The following is a 13,531-nucleotide window of genomic DNA, read 5'->3' as shown; positions in this document are numbered from 1 at the left end:
CCCGGGCTTCGCGTCGGGGCGAGTGCCCCGCAGGGGCTTCGAGGAGCATTGGCCGGAGTTGACTTTGCCCGCGCGAGGCCTGAGGAAGGCGCCATGATCCAGACCCTGCTTCAGGTGGCCCTTGGCGGCGCGCTCGGCGCCTCGGCCCGCTACATGACCAATGTCGCCGCGATGCGGCTGATCGGACCGGGCTTCCCCTGGGGCACGGTCGTGGCGAATGTCGCGGGGTCATTCCTGATGGGGGTGATCGTCGTGGCGCTGGCCCACAAGGATGCAACGCGGATGGCGCCTTTTCTGATGACTGGCCTTCTGGGCGGTTTCACCACCTTTTCGGCCTTCTCGCTCGACGCGCTGACGATCTGGGAACGCGGCCAGACGGGGCTTGCCGCCGCCTATGTATTGGGCTCGGTGATCCTGTCGCTAGGAGGGATCGTCGCGGGCATGGCTGTGACCCGGGGGGTGTTCGCATGAGCGGCGTCAAGCTCCTGACCGTATCCGCGGATGAGGGTGAAAGCCGTCTCGACCGCTGGCTGAAGAAGCGGTTCACGCAGATCACGCAAGGCCAGATCGAGAAGATGTGCCGCACCGGGCAGATTCGCGTCGATGGCGGGCGGGTCAAGGCCTCCACCCGCGTGCAGCCGGGGCAGGAGGTGCGCGTGCCGCCGCTGCCGAAATCCGAACCCAACGCGCCGAAACCGGAGGCCGGGATCAGTGACGCGGATGCGAAGATGATCCAGGCGGCGGTCCTGTGGAAGGATGAGCATATCATCGCGCTGAACAAGCCGCCTGGCCTGCCAAGCCAGGGCGGCTCGGGGCAGGGCAACCGCCATGTCGATGGGCTGAGTGCTGCCCTGATGTTCGGCTACAAGGACCAGCCGAAGCTCGTCCACCGGCTCGACAAGGATACATCCGGCATTCTCCTGCTGGCCCGCACCGGCCGCATCGCTCGGGCGCTGAGTGAGGCGTTCCGGTCGCGCACCACGCGCAAGATCTACTGGGCCGCCGTCGCCGGTGTGCCGAACCCGAAGATGGGCACGATCCGCTTCGGTCTGGTCAAGGCACCCGGTCACGGACGGGGCGGCGAGGGCGAGAGGATGATGGCCGTCCACCCTTCGAAAGTCGATGAGATTGAGGGCGCGAAACGGGCGACGACCGATTTCGCCGTTCTCGATGCGCTCGGCACCCGTACCGCTTGGGTCGCGCTGGTTCCTGTCACGGGCCGCACCCACCAGCTTCGTGCCCATATGGCTGAGTTGGGCCACCCGATCGTGGGCGATGGCAAATATGGCGGCTCAGGGCAGGAGAACCTCGGCGATGGCTGGGGCGCGCAGCTTGGCGGCGATATCAGCCGCAAGCTGCATCTTCATGCGCGTTCGATCAGCTTCGACCATCCGATCACCGGCAAGCGCATCACCCTGACCGCGCCCTTGCCCGACCACATGAAACGCACCTGGAAGACGCTCGGTTGGGCCGAGGCTGATGTGCCCGCCGACCCCTTCGCGGAGGAGGCATGACTGGGCTGCGGCTGGTGGTTTTTGATGTCGATGGCACGCTCGTCGACAGTCAGGACCATATCCACGGGGCGATGGAGCATGCATTCGCGGCAACCGGCCATGCCCTGCCGTCCCGTGCCGATATCCTGTCAATAGTCGGCCTGTCGCTGCCCGAGGCGATGGCGCGGCTTGTCCCGCATCTGCCCGCTGTTGCGCAAGCCGATCTAGTTGAGGCTTATAAAGGCAGTTTCGGGCGCATGCGGGCGGACCGGCTGTCGCCGATGTTCGATGGGATGGCGGATCTTATCACTCGACTAAGCGCTGAGCCGGAGACGCTTTTAGGCGTGGCGACTGGCAAATCTCGCCGGGGTCTGACCCATGTGCTGGCCGGGCATGGGTTGCAGGACCATTTCATCACCACCCAGGTCGCCGACGATCACCCGTCGAAACCGCATCCATCGATGCTGCTGGCGGCTTTGGCCGAAACCGGGGTTCCGGCGCGCGATGCGGTAATGATCGGTGACACGACTTTTGACATTCAAATGGGCCGAATGGCCGGGTACCACACGATCGGGGTCAGCTGGGGCTATCATCAAGCCACTGCACTGGCAGAGGCCGGGGCGGGGAGGGTGGTCGATACAGCCGGGGCACTGGCCGACGCGATTGACGAGATCTGGGAGACGGTATGAGCGGCTGGAAGGCGAAACGGTTCTGGAAGGCGGTGACAGTCGTCGGGACGGAAGGAGGCTTTACTGTCCTGCTCGACGCACGACCTGTTCGCACACCGGCCAAGGCGCCGCTATTGCTGCCGCGCCGTGCAATGGCCGAGGCGATCGCGGCAGAATGGGAGGCGGTCGAGGAGGCGGTCGATCCCCGCGTGATGCCAGTGACGCGCCGGGCCAATGCTGCCATCGACAAGGTCGCCCTGCAGTTTGAAGAAGTGGCGCAACTAGTGGCCGATTATGGCGGGTCGGACCTGATTTGCTACCGCGCCGAAGCTCCGGAGGCACTGGCGGAGGCACAGGCGCAGGCCTGGGACCCTCTGCTGGACTGGGCGGCGGATACTTTCAGTGCACGCCTTCGTGTCACTCGGGGTGTCGTACCGGTGGCGCAGCCTGCGGACTGCCTCGACAGGTTGACTGCTGCAGTCCGCGCCACGACGCCTTTTCAGCTCACCGCGTTATACGATCTGGTCGGGCTCAGCGGTTCGCTGATCCTGGGCCTTGCGGCGGCGCGCGGCGAATTCGACGCCGAATCCCTCTGGAAACTGTCCCGGCTGGACGAAGACTGGCAGGCCGAGCAATGGGGTGAGGACGAGGAAGCATCCGCGACAGCCGCACTGAAGCGGGAAGACTTTCTTCTGGCACGCCACTTTTGGGAACTTTCGCGCCCGCTTGCGGAATAAAGTTACGCGCGGCGTCGCGTCATTCCGAAAATCCAGCTGTCAAATGGCAATTCCGCCATCTGCCGTGCTGTTTGCGACCTTGACGCGCGCAGCGCATCGTTCAACACTGCGCCGCGCGGGGGAATGAACCCCAATAAACAGGGGCCGACCACTCGGCCCGGACAGACCGCCCCGTGGGGTGGCAACTCAGGAAGAGGTACATATGAAAAAATCGCTATTCCTCGGGACGCTGGCAGCGAGTGCTCTGCTGGCTGGCTTCGCGTCGGCGGCAACGCTGGACGACGTCAAGGCCCGCGGCGAGCTGATCTGCGGCGTCAACACTGGTCTGACGGGCTTTGCGGCCCCGGATGCGAACGGCAACTGGCAGGGCTTCGACGTGGCCATCTGCAAGGCCGTCGCCGCTGCCGTGCTTGGCGACGCGTCCAAGGTGAAATACGTGCCCACCACCGGCGAGACCCGCTTCACCGCGCTTGCCTCGGGCGAAATCGACATGCTGGCCCGGAACACCACCTGGACCTTCTCGCGCGATGCAGACCTCAAGTTCACGTTTACTGGCGTAAACTACTATGACGGTCAGGGCTTCATGGTGAAGAAAGACCTTGGTGTTTCTTCGGCCAAGGAACTGGACGGCGCCACGGTCTGCATCCAGACCGGCACGACGACCGAGTTGAACCTTGCTGACTTCTTCAAGGTCAACAACATGGCCTACCAGCCGGTCGCGATCCAGACCAACGCCGAAGGCGAACAGCAGTACCTTGCCGGTGCCTGCGACGCCTACACCACGGACGCTTCGGGCCTTGCCGCGACGCGCGCCGTCTTCGCCGATCCGGAGAACCACATCATTCTTCCGGAAATCATCTCGAAAGAGCCGCTCGGGCCGCTCGTCCGTCATGGCGACGACCAGTGGGCCGACATCAACCGCTGGGTGCTGAACGCGCTCATCGCGGCGGAAGAGTTCGGCGTCACATCGGCGAACGTTGAGGAACTCGCGAAAGGCACCGAGAACCCGGAAGTGAACCGGATCCTTGGCAGCGAAGGCGACCTTGGTGCGATGATCGGTCTCGACAAGGACTGGGCGAAGCGCGCGATTGCAGCCGAAGGCAACTATGGCGAGATCTTCGCCAAGTATCTCGGCGAATCGACCCCGATCGGTCTGGCCCGCGGCCTGAACGCGCAGTGGACCCAGGGCGGCCTGCTCTACACGCCGCCGTTCCGCTGATCTGAACCCCTTAAGGCGCGCGGGCAACCGCGCGCCTTCTTCTTCCAACAAGAACAGTCCGAAGGCCGGGGCATTCCGCCCTGAACAGACGGCAAAGCCGCAAGTGCCTTCGACAACGGGGATAAAATCATGGCAACAGCCGCTGACACGCCGAGGGAGTCCTTTCGGCTAGGGATGCTTATCTACGATACACGGTATCGTTCCCTTACCATTCAGACTGTCGTTGTACTGCTTTCCATGCTGGGCGCATGGTGGCTGATCGACAACCTGCTGACGAACCTCGAAGCTTTGGGAAAAACGCCGAGCTTCTCGTTCCTGTGGAACCGGGCCGGGTATGACATCAACCAGACGCTCATTCCCTATACCAATGATGACACGCACTTTCGTGCGATGCTCGTCGGGCTTATCAATACGATCCTCGTGGCGCTGCTGGGCTGTATCGCCGCGACGATCATCGGGGTGATTGTCGGCGTCCTGAGGCTGTCCAAGAACTGGCTCGTTGGCCGACTGATGACAGTTTACGTTGAGGGTTTCCGCAACGTCCCGGTTCTCCTCTGGATCCTCGTGATCTTTGCGGTCTTCACCGAAATCACCCCTCAGCCCCGTGATTTCCGGATCACTGATGAGATGGTCGCGGCCGGAGAGGATCCTGCCGCTTCCATGATCCTCTTTGATTCCGTGGCCATCACCAACCGTGGTACGTTCGTTCCCAATGCATTGTACGAACGCTCGCTTGGCGAGTTTCAGATCGGTTTTCTGCCCATCAGCCTCAATACACTTGCGATCCTAGCGGTGATCATCGCCAGCATCTTTGGTTACCGTGCGATCAAGAAACACGCGACCGCGGTACAAGAGGCGACGGGCGTCCGGCCCGTCACATGGTGGAAGAGTCTCCTCGTGCTCTTTGGGCCGATTATCGTCCTTCTGATCGCGCTAGGCTTTCACCTGGAGATCCCGACACTCGGCGGGTTCAACTTCACAGGCGGAATTCTTGTTTCGAACGCACTGATGGCGCTCTGGCTTGGGCTCACGCTCTACACCGCGGCTTTCATTGCCGAGATCGTCCGCGCCGGTATTCTCGCCATTTCCAAGGGTCAGACCGAGGCATCCTATGCGCTGGGCCTGCGCCCGGGCCGGACCATGAGCCTCGTGATCCTGCCACAGGCGCTGCGCGTCATCATCCCGCCGCTTATCTCGCAATACCTGAACCTGACCAAGAACTCGTCTCTGGCGATCGCGGTCAGCTACATGGACCTGCGCGGCACGCTGGGTGGTATTACGCTGAACCAGACCGGCCGGGAGCTGGAATGCATGCTCATCCTCATGCTCACCTATCTGGCACTGAGCCTACTCATCTCGTCGGGGATGAACGTCTACAACAACGCCGTCAAGTTGAAGGAGCGCTGAGATGTCCGACCTTCATGCACATTCGGCAATGTTCGTCCGCAAAGAGATGCTGCCGCAAACCGACCCGCCGGCGCTTGAGTCCGGCGCGATAAAGTGGCTGCGGGAGAACCTGTTCTCCGGCTGGGTCAACACAGTCCTGACGGTTCTTGGCCTTGCGGCGATCTTCTATATCCTGAAACTCGCCTTGCCGTGGTTCCTGCACGGCGTCTGGAACGCCAATTCGCTCGGCGAATGCCGCGAGATCATCGCGGCGACCTGGGGTGAACAGGCGCATGGTGCCTGCTGGGCGGTCATCCGTGAACGCTGGAACCAGTTCATGTTCGGCTTCTATCCGCGTGAGCTCTACTGGCGACCCGTTCTTGCGCTTCTGCTTCTGCTCGTGGCATTGGCCCCGGTTCTCTTCTCGGAGAAATCAAACAAGCTCTGGATCGCTGGCGGCGTCACTGCAGCCCTGATCCTATGGCTCGCGGTCTCGTATGGCCAGTTCCTGCCGGTCGGCATCCTTGTCATCGCCGCCGCGATCACGGGTTTCCTTGGCATGCGCGGCGTCCGCTGGCCTGCGAACCTACTCTGGTTTTCGGGCGTATATGCCGGCCTTGCCTTCTGGCTGCTCTGGGGTGGAACGGTTTGGCTGCCGGTCGTGGCGTTGCTCGGCTTTGTCGTTGGCTGGGTCGTCTTCCGTCTTGCCAGCAACGCGACCGGTGCAATCGTCGGTGCCGCTGGCGGGGTCATCGCGGCGGTGCTCTGGTGGTACATCGTCGCAGGACCGCTCGTCGATATGCTGGCGCAGATGACAGGGCGGACGCAACCATTCTGGCTGCGCGGCGTCGATTCCGATGAATTCGGCGGCTTCGTGCTGGCCTTCACCATCGGCATTGCAGGCATCGCCATCTCGTTGCCGATGGGTATCATCCTCGCTCTCGGCCGCCGGTCGGACATGCCACTCGTGAAGGCGATCTGCGTGGGCTTCATCGAGTTCATCCGCGGCGTTCCGCTGATCACGCTTCTGTTCGTGGCCTCGCTTCTCCTGAACTACTTCCTGCCGCCGGGGACCAACTTCGACATCATCCTGCGGGTCATCATCATGGTGACGCTCTTCTCGGCGGCCTATATCGCCGAGGTCATCCGGGGAGGCCTCGCCGCGCTGCCGCGCGGACAATACGAGGCGGCCGACGCGCTTGGCCTCGACTACTGGAAGGCGCAACGGCTGATCATCATGCCGCAGGCGCTCAAGATCTCGATCCCGGGAATCGTCTCGTCCTTCATTGGGCTTTTCAAGGACACCACGCTTGTTGTCTTCGTGGCGCTCCTCGACCCGTTGAAAGGTATCACCGACGCCGTGCGGGCGGACATAAACTGGAAGGGCATCTATTGGGAGCCCTACATCTTCGTCGGCGCCATTTTCTTCATCGTCTGCTTCAGCATGTCGCGGTACTCGATGTACCTCGAGAACAAGCTGAAGCGTGAACACCGTTAAGGAGGTTCCCATGTCGGACCCACATGCAGTCACCCGCGAAATCGACCGCAGCCACATGCAGGTCTCGGACGAGGTCGCGATCCAGATTACCAACATGAACAAATGGTACGGCGCGTTCCACGTTCTGCGTGATATCAACGTGACCGTGAACCGGGGCGAGCGGATCGTGATCTGCGGCCCCTCCGGTTCGGGCAAGTCGACGCTGATCCGTTGCATCAACAGGCTTGAGGAACACCAGCAGGGCAAGATCGTCGTCGACGGGATCGAATTGACCAACGACCTGAAGAACATCGACAAGGTGCGGTCAGAGGTCGGAATGGTGTTCCAGCACTTCAACCTCTTCCCGCACCTGACGATCCTCGAAAACTGCACGCTTGCCCCGATCTGGGTGCGCAAAGTCCCGAAGAAGGAAGCCGAGGCGACGGCGATGCATTTCCTCGAAAAGGTGAAAATCCCCGAACAGGCCAACAAGTATCCCGGTCAGCTCTCGGGCGGTCAGCAGCAGCGCGTGGCCATCGCCCGCTCGCTCTGCATGAAGCCGCGGATCATGCTTTTCGACGAACCGACTTCTGCGCTGGACCCCGAGATGATCAAGGAGGTGCTCGATACCATGATCGAGCTTGCCGAAGAGGGGATGACAATGCTCTGCGTGACCCATGAAATGGGCTTCGCCCAGGCCGTGGCGAACCGGGTCATATTCATGGACCAGGGTCAGATCGTGGAACAGAACGAACCGAAAGAGTTCTTCAACAACCCGCAATCGGACCGGACCAAGCTGTTCCTGAGCCAGATTCTCGGGCACTGACACCTGTCGGATGCAAGGAAAAGCCCCGGTATTTGCCGGGGCTTTTTGTATTTATGGTCAGGGCGTTAGTCGCGGCCGGATGGTACAAAGAAATCCAGAACAGAACCGGACCCTGCCTTGATCGCCGACCAATGGTCGATCTGGAAATCGACGACCAGCGTCGCTCCGGTCGGATAGCGATGGAAATCCGGGTCGACGGGTGCGCGCGCGGGCAGTCTGGCTGCGAACTCTGCGATGCCGGGATTGTGCCCGATCATCAGTACGCAATCACCTGTCGCCTTCGACAGGTATTTCATCATGACATCTGGCGCTGCGTGGTAAAGTGCGGGCACAAACTCCACCTTCGGGGTCACTTCCAAGGGTGCGGCTGCCATCCGGGCCCAGGTCTCCTTGGTCCGTTCGGCGGTTGAGCACAGGACCTGATCGGGTTCATAGCCGCGAGAATGAAGCCACTCCCCCAGTTCCAGTGCCGCCCGCCGCCCGCGCCCGTTCAGGGGGCGGTCATGATCGGCGGTTGCGGGGTCATCCCACGCGGATTTCGCATGGCGTGTCAGGATCAGGCGGCGGTGGCCGGAAGGGGTCATTTGTGAAAGAGCCTCATGTGATAGGCGGATTGTTCCGGCAGCCTGCCATAGGCTTGTGACAGCGGGCAAGCGCGGCGAACACGGCAACCCGAAGAAAGGCAATCCTGTCCTGAGGGCGTGTCAAGAAAGTCGTGGCAAGAGGGCACATCGTAGCCTTCCGGCGTCAACGCTCCGCTCGGGCAGGCCGCCTCGCAGGGCCGCTCGGTGCAGGTCTCGCAGGGCGAGGCCGCGGGCGGTGGCGGCAGGTCCAGCCGATCGGGCAAGGCCAGCGCACCCCGGAACGACACCATGAGCCCGGCCCGGTCGTGGACGAGAAGCTGTACGGGCGAAGCCCATACCCGTTCCGTCCGTAGAGCCCAGCGGTAGAAGGGGGGATAGGGCGGGCCGTCCGAGGGAAAGATTGCCTCGCCGCCATGGATGAACGCGATATCGGCTAGAACCCGTTTGGACCACCTGTCTAGTGGGTCTGGCGCCCCGTCCTGCCATTCTGGCATGGTGGTGACGTGGGCCCAGAAGCCCGGTTCGGAAGGGCCTAAGAGCAGGATCGTCCCGGTACTTTCCGGACAATCGTCTCCTTGTGTGGGATGAAATCCGCCGAACACCGCCAGACGATGTCCGGCGGCCATGCTGTCGATGCTGGAGAGATCGGTCCGCGCCATGACAGAACGATGCCGTGCCGCTCGGTCCCCGGCAATGCCAAAGGCGACCACAACTGCGCGGTTTTCTCTACCGCACGCGCGGTTTCACACGCGGTTCCGTCGAGCGGATGAGCGAGCCCGCGCCATGATCGGTGAACAGTTCCAGAAGGCAGGCATTGGGAACGCGCCCGTCGAGGATGACGACGGCGCGCACGCCCTCTTCGATCGCCTTCAGCGCGGTTTCGGTCTTGGGGATCATGCCGCCCGCGATGACACCCTTGGCGGTCAGGTCGCGCACCTCTTCCGGCGTCAGTTGGGTGATGACCTCACCGGCCTCGTTCTTGACGCCCGAGACATCGGTCAGGAGCAGCAGGCGGTCAGCCTGCAAGGCACCGGCAATCGCGCCGGCCGCCGTGTCGCCGTTGACGTTGAAGGTTTCGTTGGGGTCCATGCCGGTTGCGACCGGCGCCACGACCGGGATGATGCCGGCGGTGAAGAGGTCACGCAGGACCTGCACGTTCATCTCGACCGGTCTGCCGACAAATCCAAGCTCCGGATCATCTGCTTCGCAGACCATGAGGTCGTCATCCTTGCCCGAAAGCCCGACCGCGCGGCCGCCCTCATCCATGATCGCCTGCACGATGCGCTTGTTGACAAGACCGGTCAGCACCATCTCGACCACCTCGACCGTCGCCTTGTCGGTCACCCGCTTGCCGCGCACAAACTCCGATTTGATGCCCAGCCGAGACAGAAGGTCGTTGATCATCGGCCCGCCGCCATGGACGACAACCGGGTTCATCCCGACCTGACGCATCAGCACGATGTCGCGGGCAAATTCGGCCATCGCCGCCTCATCCCCCATCGCGTTACCGCCGAATTTCACGACGACGACGGCGCCGGTATAGCGCTGAAGATAGGGCAGCGCCTCGGACAGGGTCCGGGCGGTGGCGATCCAGTCACGGTTCATGTCTTGCTTTCTCATTGGCGAAAAACCTGAAAGGGCGGATAGCCCGTGTTATCGCTTTCCGCCACCTTGGCCAAGGGTGGGTACCAAAATCCTTTCAAAGGATTTTGGGAAGGATTTTTGAAAAATCCTTCCGCCTCAGGACATCGTCGCGATGATCGAACGCAGGGTTTCGATGCCGTCGCCCTTTTCGGACGAGGTCACGACGATCTCGGGATAGGCAGCAGGATGCTTTTGCAGGGCGGCGCGAACCTGGGTCAGGATCTTCTCATGTTCCGAGGTCTTGATCTTGTCGGCCTTGGTGAGGACGACCTGAAAGGTCACGGCCGAGCGGTCGAGAAGCTTCAGGATCTCCTCATCCACCTTCTTGATACCGTGGCGCATGTCGATCAGCACGAAGGCGCGGCGGAGCGTCTGGCGCCCGCCGAGATAGGATTTCAAGAGCGCCTGCCACTTCGCAACCACCGCAACCGGCGCCTCGGCATAGCCATAGCCGGGCAAGTCGACGAGGTAATGGGTGTCTCCGGCAGTGAAATAGTTGATCTCCTGCGTCCGGCCCGGCGTGTTCGAGGCACGCGCCAGAGCCTTGCGGCCCGTCAGCGCGTTGATGAGAGAGCTCTTTCCGACATTCGATCGGCCCGCGAAGCAGACCTCGACCCGGTCGGCAGGTGGCAGGCCCGACATCGCGACGACGCCCTTGAGAAAGTCGATGGGGCCCGCGAACATCAGCCGCCCCTTTTCGCGGCTGGCATCGTCCGGAATGGGGGCCAGCGGGAAGGGAATGGTCACGGCAAAAGCTCCGCCCGGTCGCCGACATTGATCTCTCCGGATTCGATGACCTTTGCGTAAAGGCCGAAATCCTTGTCGCCATGCAGCGCTGTCAGTGCGCGCAGGGTGTCGGCATCCCGTTCACCCGTCACAGGGTTCGCGGTCGTGGCCAGACAGCGCTCTTTCGGTTCGACGATCTCCAGTACCGCGCCGCCGACCCGCAGCTTGCGGCCGATCCAGTCCCGCTCTTCCCAGGGGCGCAGACCTTCCAACCAGATATTGCCCCGCCACCGCAGGGGGGACAGATCAATGCCCATATACTCCGCCAGCGCGCGGTTCGAGGCGAGCGAGATGAGCGAGACCGACGGATAGTCCGTGTCGGTCATGCCACGGCCTTCAACCGAATATATCCGCGCGGGCAGGGCGCGGTCGGCTGGGCTGATCGGACGAACCCAGTCGATGAAGCGGGCGGCATCCGAGCTATCGTCGGGGTGGAAAGTGATATCAGGCCGCTCCGGATGGGTCAGCGTCAGGGTGGCTGCTGCCTCATCCAGCGTGGCATTGATCGCCATCAGCTTCGGCGCTTTGGACCCGCGCGAAAAGTTCTGGCAGGGCGACCATTCTCCTTCCGCGATCTTGGCCGCGTCATGGGCGACCGCCCAGTGCCGGTCCCATTGCAAGCCCTGACCCTCGGTCAGCCGGACGCGGGACAACGCCTCGCGGCCGTGCGATTTCAGCGGGTGACGCTGGAGCGAGGCGACGGTCGGCGTCATTTCGACGCCGACTTATCGCGTTTGAAGCCGCTCTTGATATTGCCGAAGAGGTCGGGCCGTTTTCCGTGCATCGACATGATTGAGTACTGCTGTACGAAGGTGATCACGTTGTTCGCAATCCAGTAAAGGACGAGACCCGAGGCAAAGCCGCCCAGCATGAACATGAAGATCCACGGCATCCAGGCAAAGATCATCTGCTGGGTCGGATCCGTCGGCGCCGGGTTCAGTTTCTGCTGGAACCACATCGAGATGCCGAGAAGGATCGGCAGGACGCCAAGCGAGAAGATGAAAAAGAGAGAACCCGGTTCAGGCGTGGCCCAGGGCAGGAGGCCGAAAAGGTTCAGGATCGACGACGGGTCGGGCGACGACAGGTCCTTGATCCAGCCGAACCACGGCGCATGGTAAAGCTCGATCGTGACGTAGATCACCTTGTAGAGCGAGAAGAAGATCGGGATCTGCAGGAGGATCGGCAGGCAGCCCGAGGCCGGGTTGACCTTGTTCTTCTTGTAAAGCTCCATCATGCCTTTTTGCATCTTCTGGCGGTCGTCGCCGGCGGCCTCCTTCAGGGCCTCCATCTCGGGTTGCAATTCCTTCATCTTCGCCATCGAGATGTAGGATTTGCGCGCCAGCGGGAAGACGATCAGCTTGATGATGAAGGTCAGCGCGATGATCGCCCAGCCCATGTTGCCAATGGCGCCATGGAGCCAGTGCAGCAGCTGGAACATCGGTTTGGTCAAGAAGAAGAACCAGCCCCAGTCGATGGAATCGACGAAGCCCTTGATCCCGGCCGTTTCTTCATAACCCTTGATGGCTTCCCATTCCTTTGCGCCGGCAAAAAGCATCGTCGTCGCGGTCGAGGTCGCACCCGGCGCGACATCCATCACCGGAAGCCGTGCCTCGGCCTGGTAGATATCCGCGCCCGGGACGTATTTGACGACCGAGGTGAAGGGCTGGCCCGGAGCGGGGGCAAGCGTCGTCATCCAGTACTTGTCGGTGAAGCCGATCCAGCCATCGGTGGTGACGGCGACGGGCTCTGCGGGTGCGCCTTCCCGGTTGTCGATGTCGAGATCCGGAATGGCGGAATACTTGGTTTCCTCCAGCACGCCATCCGACATGCGGACGACGCCCTCATGCAGAACGTAGATACGCTGGGCGTCTGGAATTCCATGGCGGGCGACGATGCCGTAAGGCGCGAGCCTGACCGCTGCGCCGGTCTGGTTATCGACCGACTGGGTTACGGTGAAGAGGTAATCTTCATCGACCTCAACCTTTCGGTGGAAGACGAGGCCCGCGCCATTGTCCCATTTCAGCGTCACGGGTTTCCCCGGGGCCAGGGTCGCGCCCGCTTCGACCTGCCACAACGTCTTTGCATTGGGCACAAGCGACGGGTCGAGGCCACCGGCGGGCAGCCAGCCATAGACCGCATAATAGGGTTTCGCTGCATTAAGTTCGGTGCCGCCGATCGGTGCCAGCAACCGGACATCCGCTGCGTCCGCATCAAGCGAGACCTTGTAGTCCTTCAGCGACAGATCGTCGATACGTCCGCCGAGAAGCGAGATGGAGCCTTCGAGACGCGGCGTGTCGATATCGACGCGCGCGGCAGCCGACAGTTCGGCGGCGGCAGTGTCGACGGCAGGCGCACCGGCGGCGGGTTCGCCTGTCGCGTTTGCGGATTGCGTTGCGTCTGTACCCTGAGCGGTTGTCGAAGGCGCATTCGGGTCGGCCTCGGGCGTTGGCGGCGGGAACAGGGTGAACCAGATCAGGATCACCAGGAACGACAGCACCGTCGCGAGAATGAGGTTCTTGTTCTGATCATCCATGATGGCGCCACTACCCGTCTGTCCGAAGTCTCGGCAGGTTCAACAGAACGGGCGGCGAAAGGTCAAGCGGTTTTCGGGTGCTGGCCTTGCTGGCAAGGGCTGTCCGGTGTCCAGAGCGGTATATTTGCGGCTCCGGGGCGATGTCCTGACAACGCTACCGTTCTGTCAAGTCGTTTTG

Annotated in this window: 14 protein-coding genes; 8 read left to right on the top strand and 6 right to left on the bottom strand. The window is 62.2% G+C overall.

Annotation, left to right across the window (positions count from 1 at the left end; translation table 11 throughout):
- The first annotated feature begins 93 nt into the window (after positions 1-93).
- From crcB to OEZ71_RS06840, 8 genes are all read left to right on the top strand, one after another.
- Positions 94-471, top strand: coding sequence for a fluoride efflux transporter CrcB (gene crcB, locus OEZ71_RS06875; protein WP_263739214.1), 378 nt, complete (start codon positions 94-96; stop codon positions 469-471).
- Positions 468-1,514, top strand: a complete 1,047-nt coding sequence (locus tag OEZ71_RS06870) for an RluA family pseudouridine synthase (protein WP_263739213.1) — start codon at positions 468-470, stop codon at positions 1,512-1,514. Before crcB ends, OEZ71_RS06870 begins: the two co-directional genes overlap by 4 nt.
- Positions 1,511-2,182, top strand: a complete 672-nt coding sequence (locus tag OEZ71_RS06865; RefSeq protein ID WP_263739212.1) for an HAD-IA family hydrolase — start codon at positions 1,511-1,513, stop codon at positions 2,180-2,182. The genes OEZ71_RS06870 and OEZ71_RS06865 overlap by 4 nt, the downstream gene beginning before the upstream one ends.
- A complete protein-coding gene (locus OEZ71_RS06860; RefSeq protein ID WP_263739211.1) occupies positions 2,179-2,898 on the top strand; it encodes an ATP12 family chaperone protein in 720 nt (239 codons plus the stop codon). Before OEZ71_RS06865 ends, OEZ71_RS06860 begins: the two co-directional genes overlap by 4 nt.
- 202 nt (positions 2,899-3,100) lie before the next feature.
- Positions 3,101-4,117, top strand: coding sequence for an amino acid ABC transporter substrate-binding protein (locus tag OEZ71_RS06855; RefSeq protein ID WP_263739210.1), 1,017 nt, complete (start codon positions 3,101-3,103; stop codon positions 4,115-4,117).
- Positions 4,118-4,246: 129 nt separating this feature from the next.
- The gene (locus OEZ71_RS06850) at positions 4,247-5,524 is read left to right on the top strand and encodes an amino acid ABC transporter permease (RefSeq protein ID WP_263739209.1); all 1,278 of its coding nucleotides are present in this window, start codon (positions 4,247-4,249) and stop codon (positions 5,522-5,524) included.
- Position 5,525: 1 nt separating this feature from the next.
- A complete protein-coding gene (locus OEZ71_RS06845; RefSeq protein WP_263739208.1) occupies positions 5,526-7,001 on the top strand; it encodes an amino acid ABC transporter permease in 1,476 nt (491 codons plus the stop codon).
- Positions 7,002-7,011: 10 nt separating this feature from the next.
- Positions 7,012-7,806 carry an amino acid ABC transporter ATP-binding protein gene (locus OEZ71_RS06840; RefSeq protein ID WP_318527810.1) on the top strand — a complete coding sequence of 265 codons (795 nt, stop codon included), beginning with the start codon at positions 7,012-7,014 and terminating at the stop codon, positions 7,804-7,806.
- Positions 7,807-7,871: 65 nt separating this feature from the next.
- Here OEZ71_RS06840 and OEZ71_RS06835 read toward each other — a convergent pair whose 3' ends face one another.
- From OEZ71_RS06835 to yidC, 6 genes are all read right to left on the bottom strand, one after another.
- Positions 7,872-8,390: a SixA phosphatase family protein gene (locus OEZ71_RS06835; RefSeq protein WP_263739207.1), complete on the bottom strand. Its 519-nt coding sequence runs from the start codon at positions 8,388-8,390 to the stop codon at positions 7,872-7,874.
- Entirely contained in the window at positions 8,387-9,049 is a 663-nt protein-coding gene (locus tag OEZ71_RS06830; RefSeq protein WP_263739206.1) for a ferredoxin, read from the bottom strand. Before OEZ71_RS06830 ends, OEZ71_RS06835 begins: the two co-directional genes overlap by 4 nt.
- 67 nt (positions 9,050-9,116) lie before the next feature.
- Positions 9,117-9,995: an acetylglutamate kinase gene (gene argB, locus OEZ71_RS06825; protein ID WP_263739205.1), complete on the bottom strand. Its 879-nt coding sequence runs from the start codon at positions 9,993-9,995 to the stop codon at positions 9,117-9,119.
- Between the two features lie 135 nt (positions 9,996-10,130).
- Entirely contained in the window at positions 10,131-10,781 is a 651-nt protein-coding gene (yihA, locus tag OEZ71_RS06820; RefSeq protein ID WP_263739204.1) for a ribosome biogenesis GTP-binding protein YihA/YsxC, read from the bottom strand.
- Positions 10,778-11,533, bottom strand: coding sequence for an MOSC domain-containing protein (locus OEZ71_RS06815; RefSeq protein ID WP_263739203.1), 756 nt, complete (start codon positions 11,531-11,533; stop codon positions 10,778-10,780). Before OEZ71_RS06815 ends, yihA begins: the two co-directional genes overlap by 4 nt.
- The gene (gene yidC, locus OEZ71_RS06810) at positions 11,530-13,353 is read right to left on the bottom strand and encodes a membrane protein insertase YidC (RefSeq protein ID WP_263739202.1); all 1,824 of its coding nucleotides are present in this window, start codon (positions 13,351-13,353) and stop codon (positions 11,530-11,532) included. The genes OEZ71_RS06815 and yidC overlap by 4 nt, the downstream gene beginning before the upstream one ends.
- Positions 13,354-13,531: the final 178 nt, after the last annotated feature.

Source organism: Albidovulum litorale, assembly GCF_025751495.1.
In the GTDB taxonomy this organism is placed as follows: Bacteria; Pseudomonadota; Alphaproteobacteria; order Rhodobacterales; family Rhodobacteraceae; genus Albidovulum; species Albidovulum litorale.
This window is presented reverse-complemented; position numbering and strand designations above follow the sequence as displayed.

Excerpts from the sequence above, each read along its gene's own strand:
- crcB (WP_263739214.1), top strand. The coding sequence starts at position 94 with ATGATCCAGACCCTGCTTCAGGTGGCCCTTGGCGGCGCGCTCGGCGCC.
- OEZ71_RS06870 (WP_263739213.1), top strand. The coding sequence starts at position 468 with ATGAGCGGCGTCAAGCTCCTGACCGTATCCGCGGATGAGGGTGAAAGC.
- OEZ71_RS06865 (WP_263739212.1), top strand. The coding sequence starts at position 1,511 with ATGACTGGGCTGCGGCTGGTGGTTTTTGATGTCGATGGCACGCTCGTC.
- OEZ71_RS06860 (WP_263739211.1), top strand. The coding sequence starts at position 2,179 with ATGAGCGGCTGGAAGGCGAAACGGTTCTGGAAGGCGGTGACAGTCGTC.
- OEZ71_RS06855 (WP_263739210.1), top strand. The coding sequence starts at position 3,101 with ATGAAAAAATCGCTATTCCTCGGGACGCTGGCAGCGAGTGCTCTGCTG.
- OEZ71_RS06850 (WP_263739209.1), top strand. The coding sequence starts at position 4,247 with ATGGCAACAGCCGCTGACACGCCGAGGGAGTCCTTTCGGCTAGGGATG.
- OEZ71_RS06845 (WP_263739208.1), top strand. The coding sequence starts at position 5,526 with ATGTCCGACCTTCATGCACATTCGGCAATGTTCGTCCGCAAAGAGATG.
- OEZ71_RS06840 (WP_318527810.1), top strand. The coding sequence starts at position 7,012 with ATGTCGGACCCACATGCAGTCACCCGCGAAATCGACCGCAGCCACATG.
- OEZ71_RS06835 (WP_263739207.1), bottom strand. The coding sequence starts at position 8,390 with ATGACCCCTTCCGGCCACCGCCGCCTGATCCTGACACGCCATGCGAAA.
- OEZ71_RS06830 (WP_263739206.1), bottom strand. The coding sequence starts at position 9,049 with ATGGCGCGGACCGATCTCTCCAGCATCGACAGCATGGCCGCCGGACAT.
- argB (WP_263739205.1), bottom strand. The coding sequence starts at position 9,995 with ATGAACCGTGACTGGATCGCCACCGCCCGGACCCTGTCCGAGGCGCTG.
- OEZ71_RS06815 (WP_263739203.1), bottom strand. The coding sequence starts at position 11,533 with ATGACGCCGACCGTCGCCTCGCTCCAGCGTCACCCGCTGAAATCGCAC.
- yidC (WP_263739202.1), bottom strand. The coding sequence starts at position 13,353 with ATGGATGATCAGAACAAGAACCTCATTCTCGCGACGGTGCTGTCGTTC.